The organism is Ruminococcus sp. 5_1_39BFAA, from assembly GCF_964240875.1.
Classification (GTDB): Bacteria; Bacillota; Clostridia; order Lachnospirales; family Lachnospiraceae; genus Blautia_A.
This window is the reverse complement of the sequence record NZ_CAXSVO010000018.1, coordinates 22,171-44,136: the sequence shown is the minus strand read 5'-3', so window position 1 is coordinate 44,136 and position 21,966 is coordinate 22,171. Positions and strand designations below refer to the sequence as shown.

The window sequence follows — 21,966 nt, the reverse complement described above, 5'->3', positions numbered from 1 at the left end:
GAGAGACAATTAATTGAATACGATCATTGAGCGTATTACGGAGGCGATAAAGGATATCCTGATCGGATTTATCACATCCGGTATGGGAGATATGTTTACGGAAGTAAACGAAAAGGTCGGTACGATCTCTACACAGGTAGGGCAGACCCCGCAGGGCTGGAACGGGAGCATCTTTGCTTTGATTCAGTCCCTGTCGGATACTGTGATCGTCCCCATTGCGGGTATGATCATATCTTTTGTACTCTGCTATGAGCTGATCACCATGGTCACGCAGAAAAACAATTTCCACGAGTTTGAAACATTCAATCTTTTTATCTGGGTTTTCAAGGCATATATCGCAATCTATCTGGTAAGCAATACCTTCAATATCACGATGGCGGTATTTGACGTGGGACAGCATGTGGTGAACAGTGCTTCCGGAGTAATCAGTGGCACCACGGAAATTGATGCGACATCTGCTATAGAAGGTCTGATTGAGACCATGGAAGAGATGGAAGTAGGGGAACTGTTCCTTCTGGCTCTGGAAACGATGCTGATCAGCCTGACCATGAAGATCTTATCCATCATCATAACCGTTGTCCTGTATGGACGAATGATTGAGATTTATCTGACCTGTTCCGTTGCGCCGATTCCGTTTGCCACCATGACCAACAAGGAATGGGGCAATATCGGAACCAACTATTTAAAGGGACTGTTTGCATTGGCATTTCAGGGGTTCTTCATGATGGTCTGTGTGGGTATCTATGCGATTCTGGTGAATTCCATGACCATATCCAGCAACATTCATGGAGCAATGTTTTCAATCGCAGCATATACAGTTATCCTTGCATTTTCATTATTTAAGACTGGAAGCTTATCGAAATCCGTCTTCAATGCACACTAATATTGTGAAAGGAGGAAAACCGGTAAAATGATCCGGTTTCAAACGATCATATGAGTTATGTTCCAGTACCAAAAGACCTGACACAGGTCAAAACCAAAGTAGCATTTAATCTGACAAAACGCCAGCTGGTCTTTTTCAGTCTGGCAGGAGTTACGGGAATTCCGTTGTATTTTCTTTTAAAAAAGCCTCTTACGTCGGGAGTTGCGGCTATCATTATGGTGACTGTCATGCTCCCGTTTTTCTTTATGGCAATGTATGAAAAGGACGGTCTTCCCTTTGAAAAAGTAATGGGCTACATCATCAGGCAGAAATTCCGGTATCCTGCGGTGAGACCGTATAAAACGGAGAATTTCTATGCGGCGGTGGATGCCCTGGTAAAAGAGGGGGTGCCTTATGGCGAAGAGAGAACGCCGGGATCAGCAGCTGTCCCAGCTGGAGGCGGCAGAAAAAAGAAACCGAAGCGAAAGAAAAAAAGCAAAAAAACATAAAGAAACAAAAGAAGAAAAGCTTTCCCGAAAAAGAGAGAAGGAAAGAAAAAAGCTGGAGAAAAAGAGAAGGAAGGATAAGAAGATTCCGAGAACAGCACAGCAGTCTATTCCTTACATCCGTATGCTGCAGGATGGAATCTGCCAGGTGACGAAGACATTTTTCTCCAAAACGATCCAGTTTTATGACATTAACTATCAGCTGGCTCTGAATGAGGACAAAACAACAATCTTTGAGAATTACTGTGATTTCCTGAATTACTTTGATTCATCCATTTCCGTGCAGCTGTCCTTCATCAATCAGCAGGTCGATGTTGCAGAGTATGAGAGGATCATTGATATTCCGTCGCAGAGGGATGCATTCAACGCAATCCGTGAGGAATATAAGACCATGCTGAAGAATCAGCTTTCCAAAGGAAATAATGGTCTGGTGAAAACCAAGTATATTACTTTTGGAATCGAGGCGGAAGATCTGAAAGCAGCAAGGCCACGGCTGGAGCGTATTGAAACAGATATCCTGAACAACTTCAAGGTGCTTGGAGCACAGGCACATTCCCTGAATGGAAAAGAACGTCTGGAAGTGATGTATCATGTTTTCAATCAGGACAAAGTGGAACCGTTCCGCTTTACCTACAAAACACTGCCTTATTCAGGACTGAGTACGAAGGATTTCATTGCACCGACTGGATTTGGATTTTCAAAAAAACAGTCCTTTACGATGGGAAATACCCTTGGATGTGTCAGTTATCTGCAGATCCTGGCACCGGAACTGACAGACCGTATGCTGGCAGATTTTCTGGATGTCGAAGATTCCATCAACGTGAATATCCATATTCAGTCTATTGACCAGTCTTCAGCAATCAAGATGATCAAAGGTAAAATATCCGATCTGGATAAAATGAAAATTGAGGAGCAGAAAAAAGCGGTACGTTCCGGATATGACATGGACGTGCTGCCATCCGACCTGATCACCTATGGCGAGGAAGCAAAAAATCTGCTGGAAGATCTTCAGAGCAGGAATGAGCGAATGTTCCTCGTGACGGTGCTGGTCATGAATACTGCGGCCAGACGTCAGAAGCTTGAAAACAACCTGTTTCAGGTACAGGGGATTGCACAGAAATATAACTGTACTTTGAAACTGCTGGATTATCAGCAGGAACAGGGGCTGATGTCCAGTGTGCCGCTTGGTGTGAATCATATTGAAATTCAGCGTGGGCTTACTACTTCGGCAACAGCAATCTTCGTGCCTTTTACGACACAGGAACTGTTCCAGGATGGGGAAGCTCTTTACTATGGCCTGAATGCATTGTCCAACAACATGATTATGGTGGACAGAAAGAAACTGAAAAACCCGAATGGTCTGATCCTTGGTACCCCTGGTTCCGGTAAATCCTTCTCGGCAAAGAGGGAGATCACCAACTGTTTCCTGATTACGGAAGATGACATTATCATCTGTGATCCGGAGTCAGAGTATTCGCCTCTGGTCAATGCACTGCAGGGACAGGTGATCCGCATTTCACCGGTATCCAGCCAGTACATCAATCCAATGGATCTGAACCTGAATTATTCGGAAGAAGATAACCCGTTGTCATTAAAATCTGACTTTATCCTTTCCCTCTGTGAGCTGATCGTAGGAGGAAAGAACGGACTGGAGCCGGTAGAAAAGACTATCATTGACCGATGTGTAAGGCTGGTCTATCAGGATTATCTTGCAGACCCGGTACCGGAGAAAATGCCGATCCTGGAAGATCTTTATAACCTTCTGAGGGATCAGGATGAACCGGAAGCCCAGAGACTGGCAACGGCACTGGAAATCTATGTAACAGGCTCCCTGAATGTATTCAATCATCAGACAAACGTGGATATCAATAACCGCATCGTCTGTTTTGATATCAAGGAGCTTGGAAAACAGCTGAAGAAGATCGGAATGATCGTTGTCCAGGATCAGGTGTGGAACCGGGTGACAATCAACCGTTCTGTCCACAAAAGTACCCGTTACTATGTGGATGAGTTCCATCTTTTGTTAAAAGAAGAACAGACAGCAAACTATTCTGTGGAAATCTGGAAGAGATTCCGTAAATGGGGAGGTATTCCGACAGGTATTACACAGAACATCAAGGATCTTCTGGCAAGCCGCGAGATTGAGAACATATTTGAGAATTCTGATTTTATTTATATGCTGAACCAGGCATCCGGTGACAGACAGATCCTCGCAAGGCAGCTGAACATTTCACCAACACAGCTGTCTTATGTAACGAACAGTAATGAAGGTGAAGGACTTCTTTTTTATGGAAATGTCATCATTCCATTTGTGGATCATTTCCCGAAGGATTCTTCCCTTTACCGTATCATGACAACCAAATTGACAGAGCAGGAGGAGTAAACATGAGTACGACAGTTTTGGTCATAGGACTTGCAGCAATCTCTTTTATTCTGGGTGCAGTAGCTGGAATCGGGCTTTTTGTTCTGGTTGTGACCAGCGGGAAGCCGTAAGGAGGGATGGCTGTGAGATACATTTTTTATGGAATATCAGCTGTTTTTGGTGCACTGGTTATGCTGGTTTGTATGTGCCTTGCAATCAGTGCCGGAGAGGCTGATAGATTAATGGAGGAGGAATTGTTAAGTGGCACAGAGAATGAAAGCCAGGGCAAAGACCGTTCAGAGGATGACGAGGGACGGTCTTGTGCAGGAGAACCTGAGCAGTAATTCTTCTGTAAGGCTCAGCAGACGAGAGGCTGACCACAGGATGGAGAGGAAGAAGCACCTTGGAAAAGAGAAAAAAGTTTCTGCAGACCGCCGTCCAGGTCAGACCAGGGATGCACCCGTCAGAAGAAATTATAAGTTAAGAAAACAAAGGATACGAAGCTCTGCCGATTCAGTATATGAACGGTCAGAGCTTTCTGTTTCTCTGAAAGAAGGAGAAGCGGCAGGAGAACTGCCTGTGAACGAAAGCGGCAGATCTGTCAGAGGAGGAGCTTCTGCAAAAAGCAAACGTGCTGTAAAAAGAGCTGCATCAGCGATTGATATGAGCGGTGCAAACAGTGCTGATGAGGGGGTTGTGATATCTGGTCAGTCTGGTTCCGGAAGCAAACTAAGACAGAGAAAGAAAGCAACTTATCAGAAACAGAAAAGGATAACAACAGAAGCTGCTGATAAATCTGTGGTATCTGAAATTCCTGATGGCAGACGGTCGTCCATGCGTTCTTCCAGAGATGTCCCGCCAAACGAGAAGGGCAAGTCTAATCCTTCGAGCAAACTGTATCAGAAGAAACATGCTGTTGCAGACAGGCGTGGCGATAGCCGTAAAGCAGAAAATGGCGGAGCGGCAAAGCCACAGAGTAAGAAACGACTGCGTTTTTCCTATGAAGAAACCGGTGCTGCGGATGCAGGAAAAACCGAAAAAGAAGCAGAAAAAAAGCGCAGAAACAGTAGGGAACAGTCTGACCGTTATCAGAATACAGATTATTTCAATCTGAGAGAAGATAAACAGACAGCACGAAACCAGAAGCTGGCTTTTGAAGCAGAACGGAAAGGTACCGCTTCGGAACTGAAGACACATTCCAGAAAAGGAAAAATTTACAGGGAAGAAGCTGCAGGAAAAAAGGTGAGTAAGCTTCTGCATGGCGATCCGGAAGCAGGTAAAAAAAGTATGATCTCTGGTGCTGCAGGTGCGGTAGTGGTTTCAGCAAAGCAGAAGATCCGTCAGGAAAATGATGGAAATGCATCTGTACAGGGAACCCTTGCGGTAGCAGATAGCGCAGGTGCAGGAAAAAGACTTGCGGACAGAAGTGTGAGGAGCCGTAACCAGAGCAGGAAACGAAGGGCGGCCAGGATAGAGAGAAAAGCGGACAGAATAGAAATCAAAGCCAGATATCAGGAAGCACTTCAGAAGGATGCGAAGCTCAGGGACAGTTCACTCCTGAAAAAACAGATTCAGAAAGCCAGAATCAAAAGGGAATATGCAAAAGCCAAAAGAGCAGAGCAGATCACTCAGGGAGCACCGGTAGGAACCGTGGAATTCATCAAAAAAGTCGGCGGTAAGGTAACGAACTTCTTTGTGGAAAACAGAAAGATGTATGTGAGTGTCGGTGTTCTGATCGGAATGATGATGCTGATCATGGCATCGTTTACTTCCTGTTCCGTTATGTTTCTAAACAATGTAGTGGATTACTCCGGATACAGCTATATGTCCACAGATCAGGCCATCCGGGATGCTGATCTGTATTACACGCAGCTGGAGGCTGAACTTCAGGAAAGAGTCAATCGTATGGAAAATGAAAACGGAGGTTATGACAATTACCGCTATAACATCGGTATGATCGGTCATGATCCATTTGTTCTGATGAGCTATCTGCATGCAAAGTATGGAGAATTTACGTTCAACAATACGATAAAAGCAGAGCTGCGATCCCTGTTTGAAGCGCAGTATCAGATATCAACGACTTCTTCTAATGAGACCATTACAGAAACCAGAACCGTAAGAGTTGGAGAATCTTTAGGTCCGGTCGTAACCAGTGCCTACTGTGCATGTTCCATCTGCTGTGGTCAGTGGGCAGGAAGCCCGACAGCAAGCGGTGTCTATCCGACAGCAAATCATACGCTGGCGGTTGATGCTTCAAATCCAATCGTACCTATGGGAACAAAAGTAGTAATGAATGGGGTGGAATACAAAGTTGAAGATACCGGAAACTTTGCCCAGTATGGTGTTGCATTCGATGTTTATTATGACGACCACAATGCAGCACTGAACCATGGACACCAGACCTGGGAGGCTTATCTTTCTGATGCAAATGGAAGTCAGGAGATCGAAGTAACCACAACGACCCAGCAGTCCGTATTTTCAGTCACACTGGCAAGTGGAAGTCTTTCTGTAATCTGTCAGTCAAGGCTTGATGATGAACAGAAGGAATGGTACGACGGCTACAACCATGTCAAAGGTAATCTGCAGATGTTTGAAACTCCGTTGGATTACAACTGGTATTACATGGTCAGCAGTTATTACGGATACCGCATCCATCCGATCACAGGAGAAAACCAGCTCCACAATGGAATGGATATCGCGGCACCGGAAGGAACACCGGTCATGGCAGGTCTGACAGGAAGGGTAACCTCAGCCAGCTATAATGACAGTTATGGCAATTATGTCATACTGGAGGATTCCGATGGCTACGAGATCCGTTATGCACATCTGAACAGTATCAGCGTTTCTGCCGGTGCACAGATTGAAAAGGGAGAAGAAATCGGAACTGTTGGAAGTACAGGTAATTCCACAGGAAACCATCTGCATCTGGAACTGCTTCATAACGGGGAACGTCTGAACCCGATCTTCTATTTTGAAGCAGGAGAAGGAAGCCTATTCGGAGGAGATGTGGAATATTCTTCTGAAGCAGCCAGAAGACTTTGTGAATATGCAGTCCAGTTCCTTGGAACGCCTTATGTATGGGGCGGCTATTCACCGAGCGGTTTTGACTGTTCAGGATTTGTCAGCTACTGTCTGACCAATTCCGGGGCACTGAATATCGGACATGCGACGACCTGGGGACTGATCGCAGCCATGCACAGGGTTCCGGAATCCGAAATGATGCCTGGAGATATCATCTTTTTCCAGGGGACTTATAGTGCAGAGCCACCGACCCACGTTGGCATTTATCTTGGAAATGGACAGATGGTTCATTCCGGACATCCGAACCAGATCACCAGTATTTATGATGCTTACTGGCAGCAGCACTGGTATTGTGTGGGAAGATGGTAATTAAGGGGCGGCCGATGGGCTGCCTCTTTCGATAGAAAGGAGCTATTTATGAAAGCATTGAAGAAAGCAAGGGCTGAATACCAGAAAGCCGTAGCAAAAAGAGATAAGACAAAAGAACAGCTGGAAGCAGATGAGTTTGCAGTAAAGGAATGCGAAGCTAAAGTGATCGAAGCAGAAAATAATGAATATGTAGGTATGATCCGCGAGCTTGGTGTTTCTGTTGAGGAATTCTTGCTGATCAAGGAAGAACTGAAGAGAGGCTCCCTGGCATCCATTGTGGGAGCAGGAAAGGAGAAAAAGGAGAATGAAGAATCTGTCAAAGGTGAATAAGAAAAACAAACATATGAAGATGAGCAGGAAGATCGGAAGAAGCCTGATCACCGGAGCATGCTCAGCCATCCTTTTTTCTGGTATGGCTGCAGTTCCTGCCATGGCAGAAGCAGTTGATCCGGCAGAAGCAATCAGCATTGAAAAGCCCAGCGGATGGAAACAGGGAAGCACGGATGTCCACATCACTGTGGATGGCTCCCATTTTGGAGAAGGAGTATCTGTTTCGAAGGTAGAAGCCAAAGTAGGGGAGGGAAGCTGGCAGGATGTTACTGCAGGCATGGTTGTAACGATCAATACAAATACAACCGTATATGTAAGAATTACAGATTCCGAAGGCAATATCTATGAACAGAACCGCTCTATCCGCTGTTATGACACAGAGAAGCCGACACTTTCTGCATCACTGACAGACGGTGTGCTGACGATCCAGGGACAGGATACTTTTTCCGGAATTTCCAGAATTACCGTAAATGGTGCTGAGTATAAGGAACTGAAGGACGGTGTATTAAAGATCCAGCTGACACAGAAGGATTTTACAACCAAAAAGATCGAGATCACCGTCACAGATGGGGCAGGAAATACATCTGACACTTACTCTTTGCAGAATCCATATTATGAATGGGCTGTAAAACAGGCAATTGCCCAGCAGGCAGATACCTCCGGGGATCTGAGCACGACAACAGGAACTACGCAGGAAACAGAAGTGACTGCACCTCTTCCGCAGTCTGCCACATCGAGTGAACCGACCGAATCCCGGGGAACAGTGGAAGACCGCACGATCACCGGTATTGAGCAGGAACTGGCACAGAAAAATGAAACTGTGGATACGATTTCTTCCACAACAACCGCCGGGGGAAAAGAGTTCTATACGATCTCCACGAAATCCGGAAAGGTGTTTTATCTGATCATTGATAATGACAGCAAACAGGACAACGTATATTTCCTGACAGAAGTTGATAATGAAGACCTGATGAACTTTACACTTTCGGATACTGTGACGCTGCCTGCAGTAGATACAGTGTACGCAACTCTGGAAGATAAGCCGGAGCCTACACCGATGACAGAAGTAACTCCGGAACCGGAAACAGAACAGCCGGAGACAGAGGTTCAGATGCCGGAAGAACAGTCAAAACTGCCGGGATACGTTCTGCTTGGAATTCTTTGTACCGGTGCACTGGCAGGTGCTTATTATTTCAAAATCTACAGACCAAAGAAGGATGATTTTGATGATGAGGAATATGAAGAAGACCTTGCACAGGAAGAGGAAGCACAGGGGGAAGAACCGGAATACCTGGACGATGAGAATGACGAAGGTCTGAATCCGTCAGGATATTTCCTTGATGACGAGGAGGATTAAGGATGGGATATTTTACGGACAGTGTTTTCGAAAGAATACTGACAGCAAGTCCGGGTCCTTCTGACATTGTAAAAAAGAAAATGGAAGGGAGTTGTAACAATGGCTAATTGGAGAAGCTGGGGACCAGATAGAAGAGTTGAATTTGAAAAAGAGCTTTCGGCACCGGAACTGGAACATGAGCTTCGCTATTATCAGAACTATCTCAGTGGTGAGTTTGAAGTAAGAGAGCTTCTGATGTTGAAGGATATTGAAGCAAAAGCCCGCATTGCAGAAGCGATAAATGATCTGCCGGAGTTTCTGCTGGATCAGATTGGGATTGCAATCAATGAGAGGTTATTTGTCCCGGCAGGGAATGCAATCGAAGAGCTTAAGGAAGTTCTGGATGAAAAACTTGGAGGTGAAGATGGGTGAAGCTTGTAATTGCAGAAAAGCCTTCTGTGGCCATGTCGATTGCCAGAGTCCTGGGAGCAGATAAAAGGCACGATGGCTATGTGGAGGGAAACGGATATCAGGTCAGCTGGTGCATCGGACATCTGGTCGGCCTGTGTGATGCCGGAGAATATGATGAGAAATACATCAGATGGAATTATGAAGATCTGCCGATCATACCGAATCAGTGGCAGACAAAGGTACTTGAAAATACGAAAAAGCAGTTTGGCATTCTGAAAAAACTGATGAATGCTTCTGATATCGCAGAAGTGATCTGTGCAACAGACGCTGGAAAGGAAGGAGAACTTATCTTCCGGCTGGTATATGAAAAAGCAGGATGCAAAAAACCAATCAAACGGTTATGGATATCCTCTATGGAAGAATCCGCTATCCGGGATGGTTTTGCAGATTTAAAAGACGGCTCGTGTTACGACGATCTTTATCAGTCAGCACTTTGCAGGGCGAAGGCAGACTGGATCGTTGGTATCAATGCAAGCCGTCTTTTTTCTGTTCTTTACAATAAAAATCTGAGAGTAGGACGGGTTCAGACACCGACACTTGCGATGATCGTAGAGCGAAATCAGAAAGTTACCGGGTTTAAGAAAGAGGCATATTACGAAGTTCATCTGATGAAGGGAGAGCTGGATGCAGTTAGCAGAAAATTCACATTCAGACAGGAGGCAGAGGAGACAGCGGCGAAATGCCAGGGAGCTGATGCCACCGTCATCAAAGAGGATATCCAGAAAAAGACAGTAGCAGCTCCGAAGTTATATGATCTGACAACGCTGCAGAGAGATGCCAACAGGCTGTTTGGTTATACAGCCCAGCAGACACTTACGCAGGCGCAGGCTTTGTATGAGGAAAAACTGATCACGTACCCAAGAACAGACAGCCAGTATCTGACAGATGATATGGGGGATACCTTTAGAAACCTTGTAAATATGATCTGGGAAATGGAATTATTCGGCTGCCGTGGGGTTCCGGCATATCATTTCCAGGGACTCCTGAATTCAAAGAAAGTATCCGATCATCATGCAATCCTTCCTACGCTGGAGATGAAAAAAACAGATTTGTCTGCACTTACAAAACAGAAAAGGGATATTCTCTTTCTTATTGCAGCCAGAGTTCTGATGTCGGCAGAAGAGCCGTACGTTTATGAGACACATCACTGTGAACTTCTCTGCAAGGGTGAGATTTACACGGTTACAGCCAAAGAAGTCCTGCAGACTGGGTGGAAAGAAATACAGAAAGGCTATTATAAATTTCTTGGAAAGGCACGTGAGGAGGAAGATGGGAAAGAGTTTCAGATTCGTCTTCACGATACATTTTCATCCTGTGACGCCCAGGTGCAGGAAAAATTTACTCAGCCTCCAAGGCAGTACACGGAGGATCTCCTTCTTGCAGCAATGGAAACAGCCGGAAAAGAAGAGTTTGAAGAGGGAGCAGAGCGAAAGGGGCTGGGCACTCCGGCAACCAGAGCAGGAATCATTGAAAAACTGATCAGTTCCGGTTTTGTCAGAAGAGAGAAGAAAAACCTGATCCCTACGGATGACGGCAATGTACTGATCACCATTCTTCCGGAGGAACTCCGTTCTCCCAATATGACAGCAGAATGGGAGAATACACTGACCCATATCGCAAATGGTGAAGCAGATCCGAAACAGTTCCTTCAGAAGATCACAGAGATGATGCATACGATCACCAATCGTTATCAGGGAGTTTCCGAGAATGTAAACGCAGAGTTTACAAAAAGGGGCAGAGAATCCCTTGGTGCATGTCCCAGATGTGGATGCGATGTATATGAGGGAAAGCAGAATTTCTACTGTTCCAGCAAAGAGTGCAGCTTTGCACTTTGGAAAAATGACCGCTTTTTTCAGAGCATCGGAAAGGAACTGGATGAAAAGGCAGCCAGGAAGCTTTTGAAGGATGGAAGGATCCATTACAAAAACCTTCATTCCAGAAAGACTGGAAAAAGCTTTGTGGCAACGGTAATCATGGCGGATTCGGGAGAAGGATATGTAAAATTCAACCTTCAGTTTCCGCAGAGATAAAACGAATTATGAAAGACGAGGTAAAAATAGAATGAAGACTGGAAGAATGAAAAGAAAAATGTCAGGCCTGATGGCAATCGTTACGCTGATGAGTTCACTGACAGCTCCGTTTCATGTTCTGGCAGAATCTGTGGAGGAAGTAAAGGTTCCATTTTTTAAGCAGATCAGAGATCTTCTTGATGATAAAGAGGTTGTTAGGGCAAGGGCACTTGGGGTTGATCTTGGCAGCAATTTTGATGTAAAAATCGACTTTTCCAATATTGAGATCCCGGATAATGAGGCTGTTAAAGTTACCTTTGAGGAAGCCAAAAACGAAGAGGGAGACGATTTTTCCACGGAAAAGCTCGATGTGTATGATGCAGTCTATTATGTGGAACCGCTTCTGACAGACCATCCCAAGTATCAGATCAGCAGAAAACTGGTGGTGAAAGAGCCGGGTACAGAGATTGATCTGTCAGTCTATGACGAAGAGGATACGGAAGAAGATGTTTCTGTGCAGGAAAAGGAGAAAGCTGCAGATGAGGAAGGACTTCCGGTTCCCACAGAACCAGTGACGGAAGTACCACAGATGACAGAAGAGACAGAAGCACCCGTACAGACAGAAGAATCCTGTTTGATGACAGAAACACCTGCAGAGGATGAAACCGTGGTGGAAGATGAGACTATCACAGGTCTTGAAGCGATGGATTTTACGGAAGAAACGATGGAAGTCTATCCGGAGCAGGAAGTGCAGGAACTCCAGGAGTCAGAACAGCAGGAGATCACAACAGAGGCCATCCAGGAACCGGAGACGGATGTTATGGCAGTAATTCCGGAAGAAGTGTCCGAAGCAATCAGCGAAACCGTTCAGGAAACAGGGGAAGTGATGCTGGCTGAACAGGACATTACCGAAACTGAGTCGGATGCAGAGGAAACAGATGTTGCAGTATCGGAACAGCAGACAGAAGCAGTTCAGCAGACGGAACAGGAAGTGGCTGAGGAAGTAATAGATGCACAGGTCCTTTCAGAGGCGGGCGACGAGCAGGCAAAGTTTCAGGCGAAACTGAAGATCGTAACAATGGATGCCGATACAAAGCAGCTCATTAAGATCCCGAATACGGAATTCCGTGTATATGACCTGGATCATGAGTGTTATGTGGAGCAGGTAACCAGCTATCCGCAGATTTATACCCATACTTCATATTTTACAGATAGTCAGGGTTCCCTGATCATGCCAAGAAAGATGGAAGCGGGCAATTACCGTATTGAAGAAGTACAGGCTCCTGCAGGCTATGCATTTACAGGTAATGCAATACAGGTAACAGTCAGTCCTGAGAGTACTTATGAAGTAGATGCAACATCCGGTGACAATCTGATCGAGGTGGTATTTGAGCACCAGGCAGTAAAAGGAAAGGTAAATATTACAGCAAAAGGGGAACACTTAGCAGGTTTTGAGGACGGCGCATTTATCTATGAAATGGGCAGTCTTGCAGGGGTGGAATATGAGCTGATTGCAGCAGAGGATATTTATTCCTCTGATTACCAGATGGGAGATGACGGCAAGCGAAGAATTCTTTACACAAAGGGAGCCAGTGTTATGACTGTTGTGACAGATGAAAATGGCGTTGTGGCTGCAGAAAATCTTCCTATGGGTACTTATGAGATCCGTCAGTTGGATGTACCGGAAGGATATCTGAAAAATGACATTTCCAAAACGGTAACATTTGAGTATCAGGATCAGGGAGCTGCACTGATTCAGCAGGAACTGCTGTTTAGCTGTGACAGACAGGTTCTGGAGATCTGTGCCACACAGCATGATGCGGATAATCATTCCTTTGTGGAAGGTGCAGTCTTTGGACTGTATCCGGCGCAGGATTTCAAAACAGCAGACGGGAAAGTGATCCTGAAAGCAGATACTCTGATCGCCAGGGCAGAATCAGGAGAAGATGGAAAAGCGACATTCCGATCCGACCTTGTACCAGGTAAGTATTATGTGAAACAGCTTAAAGCTCCGTCTGGATATGTATCATCGGATGGAGTCATTCCGTTCAGCGTGAAATATATGGGCCATGAAATGGCTGTATTCCAGTTTAGAGGTATGATCCAGAGTGAAATCACTACCATGGAGCTCTCAGTGACAGATAAAAAGACAGGCACTGCCCTTAGCGGAGCTAACATTTACCTTCTGGACAAAAAAGGAAATAAGATATCCGAGTGGACCAGTGAAAAAGACCATTCACTGACAATGAAGCGAATGAAAGCAGGAGAAACCTATACACTTCATGTGGGGTTCGCACCATACGGTTATCTGAGAACATCAGAAAATGTGGAATTTACCGTGGAAGATACAGCAGAAGTACAGAAGCTTCAGGTTGAGCTGGATGTTCCGACTGCACTTCTGATCATCAATTCCAGAGGACAGTTTTTAAGCTCTGTGGATGCAGATACCGATGCTGTTAAGGGTAAAAAGGTGACCTTTAACGTATACGCTGCTGAGGATATCAAATCAGCAGATGGAGTCAGTGCGGATCATTACAAAACAGATGATCTGGTGACGACGATCACAACCAATGAACAGGCCGTTGCGCAGGCTGGAGATCTTCCGGTTGGAAAATACTATGTAGTTGAAGTGCCTGGAACAGGCGGATATCAGCTGGATGATGCAAAGCGATATGTGGATTTAAGTTACCGTGACCAGGATACCCCGGTCGTAACTTATAGTGAGGAATGGCAGTGTGAAAGAGCCAGAGTATCTGTAAAGGTAAGCAGTGTAGACCGCAAGAGTCAGAAAGCACTGCAGGGAGCAGTATTTGGCCTGTATTCTGCAGAAGCAGTAAAAACAGAAGGGGGTGCACAGCTGTATCAGAAAGATCAGTTGATCGAACAGCTGACAACGGATAAAAACGGATCTCTTTCTTTTACAGCAGAACTTCCTGTGAATAAAGGATTCTATGTAAAGGAAATCACGGCAGCGGATGGTTATGTTACATCGGATCAGATGCAGAGCTTTCAGATGAAATATAACGGATCAGACACAGAGGTCATTCCATATGAATTTACTTTTGAAGAGGACATCACTGTCAGCCAGATAGTTATTACGGATCAGAGTTCTGAAAGTAAAGTATCCGGTGCACAGATGAAGCTGACCAGCAAAGAAGGAGATGTGATCGATACGTGGACTTCCGGAAAGGAACCGCATGAGATCAAGGGACTTACTGTTGGAAAAACATATATTCTGATCAATACAAAACCGGCAAAAGGTTATGTCACAGCAAAAAAAGTGAAATTCACTGTAAAGAATGTTGCGACAGAGCAGAAACAGGAAATGCTGACCGATGTGACAAAACTCCAGATCAGCAAGACGGATGCATCCGGTAAGAATCAGGTCAAAGGTGCCGGACTTGTCATCCTGGATAAGAATGATCAGATCGTAGAGAAATGGACATCTGATTCCAGGGAACATTACGTAGAAAAACTTCCGGTTGGTTCTTATACCATCCGTGAAGAGACAACTGCCAAGGGATATGTCATGCGTGGAGATGTGAACTTTGAACTGGCGGATTCTGCCAGGGTACAGTATGTATCCATGAGCAATGAAACAGCAAAAGGAAAGCTTATTCTGAACGTATCTGAGGAAGAGGGAAAGCCTCTGATGGGTGCAGAATTTGAACTGCGTAACAGTGACGGAAAAGTAGTGGATACTTTGAAAACCGACGCTGCAGGACATGCAGAAAGCAGTCTGCAGGCAATCGCAGATTTCAGTAATGGAACGATGGGTAATACATTAAAATATTATCTTGTACAAACCAAATGTGTGCAGGGGTATTCTCCGGATACAGAAAAGCATGAACTGACTTTCTCTTATGCAGATCAGAACACACCGATCATTGAGGTGACAATGGACCTGAAGAATCCGGTGGATACAAAGAATCCGCAGGCACCTGTTTCTGCAACCACCACAAAGGATGTACCGCAGACAGGTGATACTACAAATTTGCTGCTTCCAATCCTGATGCTGTTGTCATCTGCAGCATTTATCATCGGTATTCTGGCAGGCAGAAAACGAAAAACAACAAAATAAATAATCTGGAAATCAGTGCAGTCATTCATGTGGCTGCACTTTTTTTAATTCATTAACAAATTCAATCAAAAGAAAGTGAGGACTATTTTTATGAAGACTATGGCAATGAGCAGAAACCAGGAAACCGTTATGAGAGAGCAGAATATGCTGCACAGACTGATGGCATATCAGAAAAAGTCTGACACCATCAAAAGAGGGAAAACGAACAGACACATGATCAGAAGGGGGTAATATATTATGATGAACAGAAAAGAATTTCAGCAGTATCTGCAGGAAAACGTGAAGGATTATCTTCCGGAAAGCTTTGCAGATGCCAGGATTATTTTTAATGATGTGGTGAAAAATAACGACAATCACATGATGGGAATGTCTATCGTCCGTGAAGGGGAAGGAATAGTACCGAATATTTATATTGACGGGTTCTATCAGCAGTATCAGGAAGGCCGCAATATTGATGAGATCGTGGGAGATATCGCAGATACCCGCATTGAACATGATTCACAGATCCAGGCAGAGGAGATTACGCATAATCTGATGAATTATGAAAATGTGAAAGACAAACTGGAAATCTGTATTTGTGATACAGAAGAAAACAGAGAACATCTACAGGGACTGGTTCATACAGAACATGGTGATTTTTCTGCAACTTATCATGTTCGTATTTCAGAAATGGCACAGGATGGATTGGTAGCCAGTTCTGCTGTAACGCCGCAGCTTCTGGATGTCTGGGGAATTTCTCTGTCGCATCTCCATCAGGATGCGCTGAAGTCAGATATTCAGAGAATGCCACAGTTTATTGACATGATTGATATGATGGAAAGTCTGATGACAGATGAAAATCCGAGGAATCTTCTGGAAACAGGTGAAAAGGTAAGCCCTGACGGAATGGGAATGTACTGTTTGACCAACAGTGAAAGGATGGATGGTGCAAGCCTGATTCTGCAGGATGGACTGATGCAGCAGATTGAAGGTATAGTAGGTGGAAACTTCTATGTGCTCCCGTCAAGCATCCATGAGGTGCTGGTTGTTCCGGACAATGGTCAGCTTGAACTTCGTGAGCTTTCCGCTATGGTCTACAAGATCAATCGTACTGAAGTAGCTCCGCAGGACAGACTCTCGGATTCGGTTCAGTATTACGATGCCGAAACCAGAACTTTGGAAAATGCCCAGAACAGGGAAGGACGTAAGGAGTTGGAAAAATCGGAGAAAATGATTGCAAAAGAAAGCAAAAAAGGCATTCATGACCGTCTTAGTGAAAAGAAGGCAGATGCAAAAGCAACACCGAAAGCCGAAAAAGCTATGGAAAAAGCTGCGAAGAAAAATCAGGATATGTCAATCTGATATTGTCCATTTTATTCTGGCTGGGTCTGTGTTATGCAGACCTGGCCTCTTATGAAAAAAATAAGAGGAAATGAGAATCAAAAGATGTTATGATAGAGACATATCTGAAATCCACGAGGAGGGATAGCATGATTTTGAAAACTTTGATTGCTTTGATATTTGGAGCATTCATTGTGGGTTGTTCAGGAGAACTGAATACTGAAGTCACAACAAATGAGACTGGAGAAAGCATTTCTATTATTGGAGGAGCTGACGGACCGACGTCTATATTTCTTGCAGGAAAGCTGGATGATACAGAGGATGGTCTGGTTCTTGTACAGAGTGAGAACGATAAGAACGAGATCGCAACACTTCCGTTGGAAGTTTCCATGAAGGCTGTAGAATATGAAAAAGGGCAGCTTGCAGTACTGATCGATAACCAAAGCGGGTATGAATATCGTTATGGGAAGGAATATTTTCTTCAGAAAAAAGTGGATGGTGAATGGCAGGATCTGGAAGCTGTTGAGGAATATGGATGGCCGAGGATATCCTTACAGCTAAAGGATACCGAAAATACTACAGAGATTTATGACCTGACAGTATTTGGAAATTTGGAAGCAGGGGAGTATAAGCTGGTAAAAAATGATCTGGAAGCAGAGTTTGAGCTGGCAGAACAATAATTGGAAAAATGAGGCGGTGGTCGAGATGATCATCGCTTTTTCTATTTGGGAGAAGGAAGAACAATGTATAACAAAATGTATTTTCAGATGTATGTGATCGTTCTGAATGATGGAACGGAATTAGAAGTTGCAGAGGATTATGACCGTCCTGAAGAGGACAGCCTGTTTGCTGTGTTTGAAGAAACTGGAATGGATGGGACTATTATTGCAACCAATCGTATGGGCGAATCGATTTGCATATTGAAAAAGAATATTCGGTATATCAGGATGACCCATGTGGAGTCAGTATAAAAGAGGTGCGCTATGAGCAACAAGAATGAAAAATACAGGGAGCTGGCAGACCGGATTTGCAGGGAGCTGGAAGATGTGAAGGATACGGAATTCGTTCTGCAGATTCCATTGAGAAAAGAGGTGGCGGCAGATGCCAGAACGTTATGGATTGGAGCAAGTATCCATACGTATGGTCAGGGATGCTCCGCTGATCAGTGAGGAGTCAATTGAAACACCGGAGGATGCAATCCGTCTTCTGGGAGAGACATTTAAGGATTATGATCGTGAAGTTGTGGGAGTGGTGCACCTGAGGAACGATAATTCTCCTATCAATATGACAATCGTAAGTATGGGCTGTTTGAATCAATCCATCGTGCATCCACGGGAAATGATGAAGGCTGCCTTTTTGAGTAATGCGAGTTCCATTTTGATGTTCCACAATCACCCAGCAGGCAGCCTCAGTCCATCAAAGAATGATATCGCCATAACCAACCGTATGCAGCAGGTGTGTATGATGGCGGGAATTCCCATGCTGGATCATATTATTCTGGGAAAGGAAAACTACTACTATTCCTTCCGTGAAAAGGGGATTCTTCCGATGGAGGAAGTGAGATATTCCACAAGCCTGTCAGATGTGGACTTAAAGGTTGCGGAAAAAGAAGCTGAAAAATACGGATATCAAAAAGCTGAAAAAAGCAGTCCAAAGAAATCCATCAAATCATCCTTGGCTGAAAAGAAAAAGCTGGCTGGGGCTTCTAAAGATACGAAAAAAAGAAAAACAATGAAACGAGGACCGGAATTATAGCCGGTCTTTTTGAATGCAAAAATATAAAAAGAAAGGGGTAAAACAGCTATGGCAAACAGATATACATCAGGCAATGAACAGCGCAGACAGCAGGTTCAGGAACTGACAAAACAGCTGGAAGAAGGCACAAAGGCTGTATTTGAGTCGACCCGCTACGAGGAGTACCTGCGTGTTATGGGTAAATTCCCTAAGTATTCTGTACGGAATACGATCCTTATTGCCATGCAGAGACCGGATGCTTCTCTGGTGGCAGGCTATTCCGCCTGGCAGACGAATTTTGGCAGACAGGTAAATAAAGGGGAACATGCCATCAAGATTCTTGCACCGATGACCTATACCGCAACCAGAGAACGTGACATGATCAATCCGGATACACAGCAGCCTATGATCGATGAATCGGGCAGGGTGATGAAGGAGCAGGTAGAGGTGACCATTCCGTCTTTTAAGGTAACAAATGTTTTTGACGTGAAGCAGACATCAGGACGTCTGCTTCCTACCATTGTGGACGATCTGGAAGGTTCTGTCCAGGGCTATCGTGATTTTATGGAAGCCTTACGAAGAGTGTCACCGGTACCGATTCGGTTTGAGGAAATGGAAGGAAAAGACGGATTCTATCATCAGGTAGAACAGAGAATTGCTATCAATGATGATTTAAGTGAACGACAGACAATGGCAGCAATGATTCATGAAATCGCACATGCAAAGCTTCACGCACTGGATCCGGATAATTTAAAAGAATCTGCAAAGGCCAGAGGAAAAGACCAGAGAACCATGGAGGTTGAAGCGGAGTCGATCAGCTTTGTTGTGAATTCACATTTTGGTATTGATACAAGTGCGAATTCACTGGGATATGTTGCTTCCTGGTCAAAGAATAAAGAACTTCCGGAACTGCATGCATCACTGCAGGTAATTAAGGATACGGCAGCTGAAATGATCGATAGTATTGAAATGGAGCTTATGGAGATCCGTCACGTATATGTGGAAAAGAGTGAAGCACTGGAAGCATTTGATCAGGGAGAATATGTATTTAGTTCACCGGAAAGGGGAATGATGGTTCCGGCAAGACGAAGTGATATTTCCGATGCGGATGAAGGAACATTCTTCCGTATGCAGCGGGAAGAGTGGAAAAACTATAAAAATGTTCAGGCAGAAATGGATCTGGTTCCTGCGGTTACCAGCATCAAAGAGGCCAGACTATTACTCATGCAGGAAGACAGTTTTGGAATCTATCAGGTGAATCCTGAAACCAAAGGCCGTGAGTATGAATACATGAATTTTCAATTTGTAGAAAGTCATAACTTATCAGTGGATCGTGGTGATTATAGTCTGATCTATACCGGAAGCCTGCAGGAAGGTGATACGATGGATCTGCTTTTTGAACGCTTTAACATTGAACGACCGGAAGATTTCCGTGGGCATTCTTTATCTATCAGCGACATTGTAGTTATGAACAGGGAAGGGGAAGTGAAAGCATATTTCGTGGATAGTTTTGGTTTTCAGGAAGTGCCTGAATTCCTGGAAGGAATGCTGATGCCGGATGCTTCTCTTGAGCAGGCAGTTTTTCGAATCGCTGATCGTTATATTGAAATGCACCAGACAGATGGGGGATATGATTACTCCGTTTACGATGCAGAGTACAAACTTCTGGATGGCGGACTGTATGAAAGTGATATCGGTATCATTACGGCAGCAAGAGATGTTGCGGCGGATCTGAAAGAACCGGCATTTAATACGGCGACCGAAAAGTATGAGCGCAGGGAAATTCAGGGGGAGGTTTCTGCAGGTGACAGATTATATCGACTGCCTGCATCAGAACAGGCTTCCTTTCTGGAACAGGCAGAGAAGGCTAATCAGATTATTCCGGCGCAGACACAGGACAGAAAATATCAGCCGCTTCGAAAAGTAGAGGAACTGAAAGAAAGCAATTACAATATGATCGATGAGGTTTTGAACAACGGATTTGGTGATGAAGAAAAAAGAGAAGCATTGCGCCAGTCTGCAGAGCAGTACCAGCAGGCAACGAATGCATCTCTTTCTTTTTTTGCGGCAGCCTGTGAAGAATACCATGATATGGGGCCATTTTATGAAACGGTTTCTCTTCCTGAAGCTGTGGAAAGATACAAAGAAATTTTAGACGATCCGAGAATGAAACATATGGGTAATGTACTGGGAGTGGTACTTCATGATCCTACTCTTCCGGATTATTCGGAGTCAGAACTGACGTTGATTAAGGGTCAGACTATTTTGGGATCAAATCTTGATCTGGTAGAGACATTTCTGCTTCATCCTCTTGTGCAGGAGGCACTGGTCGAACTGAGGGAAACATTCCCGGGATTTGCTTATGAGCCGCCGATGTCTGTTCTGAAAGCAGTCTATCCGGAAAATATGACAGCGCAGGAGATTGCAACAAGTCTGATCAATCTGGCAGAAAACTTTGATCTTTATGATTTCCGGGACAGAGTAGAACATCCGGATCAGCTGCAGGAAGAAGTGACCACTGCAATTTCTGAAGGCAGGGGAATGGAGTATGCTCCTTTTTTGAATGATGTGATGGAAGAATCACCAATGCTTCGTTACCAGGCAGAAATTCTTCTGGAAAGACTTCGAGCCTTTACACCGGAACCGGAAAAAGCAGTCGAAGCAGAAAAATGTATGGGGCCTGCTGAGGTAACGCCGGCAGCGGAGCAGGAAGTTCAGACGAAAGAAAGTACGGTTGGAAAAACTAAAGAACCTGAGAATGCACCTGAAAAAACAAAAGCTGCGAAGATGAAAGGTAAAGAAACGGATGCAGAAAAGAAACCAAAAAAGAAAGGTTCCATTCATAAGCGTTTAAAGGAGAATAAGGAAAAACTGGAAAAACAGCAGGGAAAAGAAAAACCACAGAAGGGAGTTGAGTTATCTTGATCATGTTAACAGAAGAACAGAAAGCATTATTAAATTGTTACCAGGGCGGCAGATATAAAGTGATCCGGCAGTTAAAGGAAGGCATTGAAATTCTGAAGGAGGAGCATGAGGATGTAGAGATGATTGAAGATATGGAAGCGGTTGTCGCATTCCTGCGGGGATGCAGCAATCGAATGTTCTTCCAGATGAAAAAATCCGTAGTGCTGGATACTGAGACAGAAGGTGAAGAGATTGACATGGAAAGAACTGACGGATAAAGATAAGAGACTGATCCGTATGTCCGTGCAGAAGAAATGTGCCTGTTATGATCCGTATTATGGCTGTCTTCCACTGGATGGCGACTGCTATATGACAAAAATCGGATTTACTAACAGCAGTCTGTGCAGGTACTATGAAAAAGTGGTTTTGCCGGATGAGCCTGATATTATGGTATTACTATCCTATGATCGAGGAAAAATGAGGTTATGCAAGATCTGTGGCAGAAAATTTGTTATGAATGGAAACAGACAGTATTGCTCTGATCATTGCTCCCTTATTGCACGAAGAAAAGCCACTGCGAGAAGGATGCGAAAAGCACGTAAAAAAGGGATGTAATGTGACGTTTTCGGCCTCTGGAATGCCTGTATTTATGGGCGTTCCA

The 21,966-nt window shown here is 44.5% G+C and carries 19 protein-coding genes and 1 pseudogene; all 20 read left to right on the top strand.

Annotation, left to right across the window (positions count from 1 at the left end; all coding sequences use genetic code 11):
- Positions 1-13: 13 nt before the first annotated feature.
- The 20 genes and pseudogenes from ACESZH_RS16465 (at position 14) to ACESZH_RS16370 (ending at position 21,920) form a co-directional block, all read left to right on the top strand.
- Positions 14-883, top strand: a complete 870-nt coding sequence (locus ACESZH_RS16465; RefSeq protein ID WP_373215845.1) for a VirB6/TrbL-like conjugal transfer protein, CD1112 family — start codon at positions 14-16, stop codon at positions 881-883.
- A gap of 50 nt (positions 884-933) precedes the next feature.
- Positions 934-1,371, top strand: a complete 438-nt coding sequence (locus ACESZH_RS16460) for a PrgI family protein (protein ID WP_373215846.1) — start codon at positions 934-936, stop codon at positions 1,369-1,371.
- Positions 1,277-3,751, top strand: coding sequence for a VirB4-like conjugal transfer ATPase, CD1110 family (locus ACESZH_RS16455; protein WP_373215849.1), 2,475 nt, complete (start codon positions 1,277-1,279; stop codon positions 3,749-3,751). The genes ACESZH_RS16460 and ACESZH_RS16455 overlap by 95 nt, the downstream gene beginning before the upstream one ends.
- A gap of 122 nt (positions 3,752-3,873) precedes the next feature.
- Positions 3,874-4,074 carry a hypothetical protein gene (locus ACESZH_RS16450; RefSeq protein WP_373215850.1) on the top strand — a complete coding sequence of 67 codons (201 nt, stop codon included), beginning with the start codon at positions 3,874-3,876 and terminating at the stop codon, positions 4,072-4,074.
- Positions 3,992-7,120 (top strand): CD1108 family mobile element protein, encoded by a 3,129-nt coding sequence (locus ACESZH_RS16445; RefSeq protein ID WP_373219940.1) that lies wholly within the window; start codon positions 3,992-3,994, stop codon positions 7,118-7,120. The genes ACESZH_RS16450 and ACESZH_RS16445 overlap by 83 nt, the downstream gene beginning before the upstream one ends.
- A gap of 48 nt (positions 7,121-7,168) precedes the next feature.
- Positions 7,169-7,450 carry a DUF4315 family protein gene (locus ACESZH_RS16440; protein ID WP_373215855.1) on the top strand — a complete coding sequence of 94 codons (282 nt, stop codon included), beginning with the start codon at positions 7,169-7,171 and terminating at the stop codon, positions 7,448-7,450.
- On the top strand, positions 7,425-8,807 hold the full coding sequence (locus tag ACESZH_RS16435) for a CD1107 family mobile element protein (protein WP_373215857.1): 1,383 nt from the start codon (positions 7,425-7,427) through the stop codon (positions 8,805-8,807). The genes ACESZH_RS16440 and ACESZH_RS16435 overlap by 26 nt, the downstream gene beginning before the upstream one ends.
- A 99-nt stretch (positions 8,808-8,906) precedes the next feature.
- Positions 8,907-9,218: a hypothetical protein gene (locus ACESZH_RS16430; protein WP_373215860.1), complete on the top strand. Its 312-nt coding sequence runs from the start codon at positions 8,907-8,909 to the stop codon at positions 9,216-9,218.
- Positions 9,215-11,287: a DNA topoisomerase 3 gene (locus ACESZH_RS16425; RefSeq protein ID WP_373215863.1), complete on the top strand. Its 2,073-nt coding sequence runs from the start codon at positions 9,215-9,217 to the stop codon at positions 11,285-11,287. Before ACESZH_RS16430 ends, ACESZH_RS16425 begins: the two co-directional genes overlap by 4 nt.
- A 31-nt stretch (positions 11,288-11,318) precedes the next feature.
- Positions 11,319-15,347 (top strand): SpaA isopeptide-forming pilin-related protein, encoded by a 4,029-nt coding sequence (locus ACESZH_RS16420; RefSeq protein ID WP_373215865.1) that lies wholly within the window; start codon positions 11,319-11,321, stop codon positions 15,345-15,347.
- A gap of 90 nt (positions 15,348-15,437) precedes the next feature.
- Entirely contained in the window at positions 15,438-15,578 is a 141-nt protein-coding gene (locus tag ACESZH_RS16415) for a hypothetical protein (RefSeq protein ID WP_373215867.1), read from the top strand.
- 6 nt (positions 15,579-15,584) lie between these two features.
- The gene (locus ACESZH_RS16410; protein ID WP_373215869.1) at positions 15,585-16,688 is read left to right on the top strand and encodes a DUF5688 family protein; all 1,104 of its coding nucleotides are present in this window, start codon (positions 15,585-15,587) and stop codon (positions 16,686-16,688) included.
- Positions 16,689-16,915: 227 nt separating this feature from the next.
- Positions 16,916-16,984 (top strand): annotated as a pseudogene (locus tag ACESZH_RS16405) (oxaloacetate decarboxylase); the annotation flags it as partial.
- A 72-nt stretch (positions 16,985-17,056) separates the two neighbouring features.
- Positions 17,057-17,347: an immunoglobulin-like domain-containing protein gene (locus tag ACESZH_RS16400; RefSeq protein ID WP_373215912.1), complete on the top strand. Its 291-nt coding sequence runs from the start codon at positions 17,057-17,059 to the stop codon at positions 17,345-17,347.
- A 63-nt stretch (positions 17,348-17,410) separates the two neighbouring features.
- Positions 17,411-17,638: a hypothetical protein gene (locus tag ACESZH_RS16395; protein ID WP_373215871.1), complete on the top strand. Its 228-nt coding sequence runs from the start codon at positions 17,411-17,413 to the stop codon at positions 17,636-17,638.
- A gap of 12 nt (positions 17,639-17,650) precedes the next feature.
- A complete protein-coding gene (locus ACESZH_RS16390) occupies positions 17,651-17,836 on the top strand; it encodes a hypothetical protein (RefSeq protein WP_373215873.1) in 186 nt (61 codons plus the stop codon).
- Positions 17,769-18,422 carry a JAB domain-containing protein gene (locus ACESZH_RS16385; RefSeq protein WP_373215874.1) on the top strand — a complete coding sequence of 218 codons (654 nt, stop codon included), beginning with the start codon at positions 17,769-17,771 and terminating at the stop codon, positions 18,420-18,422. Before ACESZH_RS16390 ends, ACESZH_RS16385 begins: the two co-directional genes overlap by 68 nt.
- 48 nt (positions 18,423-18,470) lie before the next feature.
- The gene (locus ACESZH_RS16380) at positions 18,471-21,326 is read left to right on the top strand and encodes a YodL domain-containing protein (protein WP_373215876.1); all 2,856 of its coding nucleotides are present in this window, start codon (positions 18,471-18,473) and stop codon (positions 21,324-21,326) included.
- Positions 21,323-21,583 (top strand): hypothetical protein, encoded by a 261-nt coding sequence (locus ACESZH_RS16375; protein WP_373215878.1) that lies wholly within the window; start codon positions 21,323-21,325, stop codon positions 21,581-21,583. Before ACESZH_RS16380 ends, ACESZH_RS16375 begins: the two co-directional genes overlap by 4 nt.
- The gene (locus ACESZH_RS16370) at positions 21,558-21,920 is read left to right on the top strand and encodes a cysteine-rich VLP protein (RefSeq protein WP_373215880.1); all 363 of its coding nucleotides are present in this window, start codon (positions 21,558-21,560) and stop codon (positions 21,918-21,920) included. The genes ACESZH_RS16375 and ACESZH_RS16370 overlap by 26 nt, the downstream gene beginning before the upstream one ends.
- The last annotated feature ends 46 nt before the right edge of the window (positions 21,921-21,966 follow it).

Excerpts from the sequence above, each read along its gene's own strand:
- ACESZH_RS16390 (WP_373215873.1), top strand. The coding sequence starts at position 17,651 with ATGAGCAACAAGAATGAAAAATACAGGGAGCTGGCAGACCGGATTTGC.
- ACESZH_RS16460 (WP_373215846.1), top strand. The coding sequence starts at position 934 with ATGAGTTATGTTCCAGTACCAAAAGACCTGACACAGGTCAAAACCAAA.
- ACESZH_RS16430 (WP_373215860.1), top strand. The coding sequence starts at position 8,907 with ATGGCTAATTGGAGAAGCTGGGGACCAGATAGAAGAGTTGAATTTGAA.
- ACESZH_RS16440 (WP_373215855.1), top strand. The coding sequence starts at position 7,169 with ATGAAAGCATTGAAGAAAGCAAGGGCTGAATACCAGAAAGCCGTAGCA.
- ACESZH_RS16395 (WP_373215871.1), top strand. The coding sequence starts at position 17,411 with ATGTATAACAAAATGTATTTTCAGATGTATGTGATCGTTCTGAATGAT.
- ACESZH_RS16435 (WP_373215857.1), top strand. The coding sequence starts at position 7,425 with ATGAAGAATCTGTCAAAGGTGAATAAGAAAAACAAACATATGAAGATG.
- ACESZH_RS16420 (WP_373215865.1), top strand. The coding sequence starts at position 11,319 with ATGAAGACTGGAAGAATGAAAAGAAAAATGTCAGGCCTGATGGCAATC.
- ACESZH_RS16400 (WP_373215912.1), top strand. The coding sequence starts at position 17,057 with ATGAAGGCTGTAGAATATGAAAAAGGGCAGCTTGCAGTACTGATCGAT.
- ACESZH_RS16410 (WP_373215869.1), top strand. The coding sequence starts at position 15,585 with ATGATGAACAGAAAAGAATTTCAGCAGTATCTGCAGGAAAACGTGAAG.
- ACESZH_RS16455 (WP_373215849.1), top strand. The coding sequence starts at position 1,277 with ATGGCGAAGAGAGAACGCCGGGATCAGCAGCTGTCCCAGCTGGAGGCG.
- ACESZH_RS16415 (WP_373215867.1), top strand. The coding sequence starts at position 15,438 with ATGAAGACTATGGCAATGAGCAGAAACCAGGAAACCGTTATGAGAGAG.
- ACESZH_RS16380 (WP_373215876.1), top strand. The coding sequence starts at position 18,471 with ATGGCAAACAGATATACATCAGGCAATGAACAGCGCAGACAGCAGGTT.
- ACESZH_RS16385 (WP_373215874.1), top strand. The coding sequence starts at position 17,769 with ATGCCAGAACGTTATGGATTGGAGCAAGTATCCATACGTATGGTCAGG.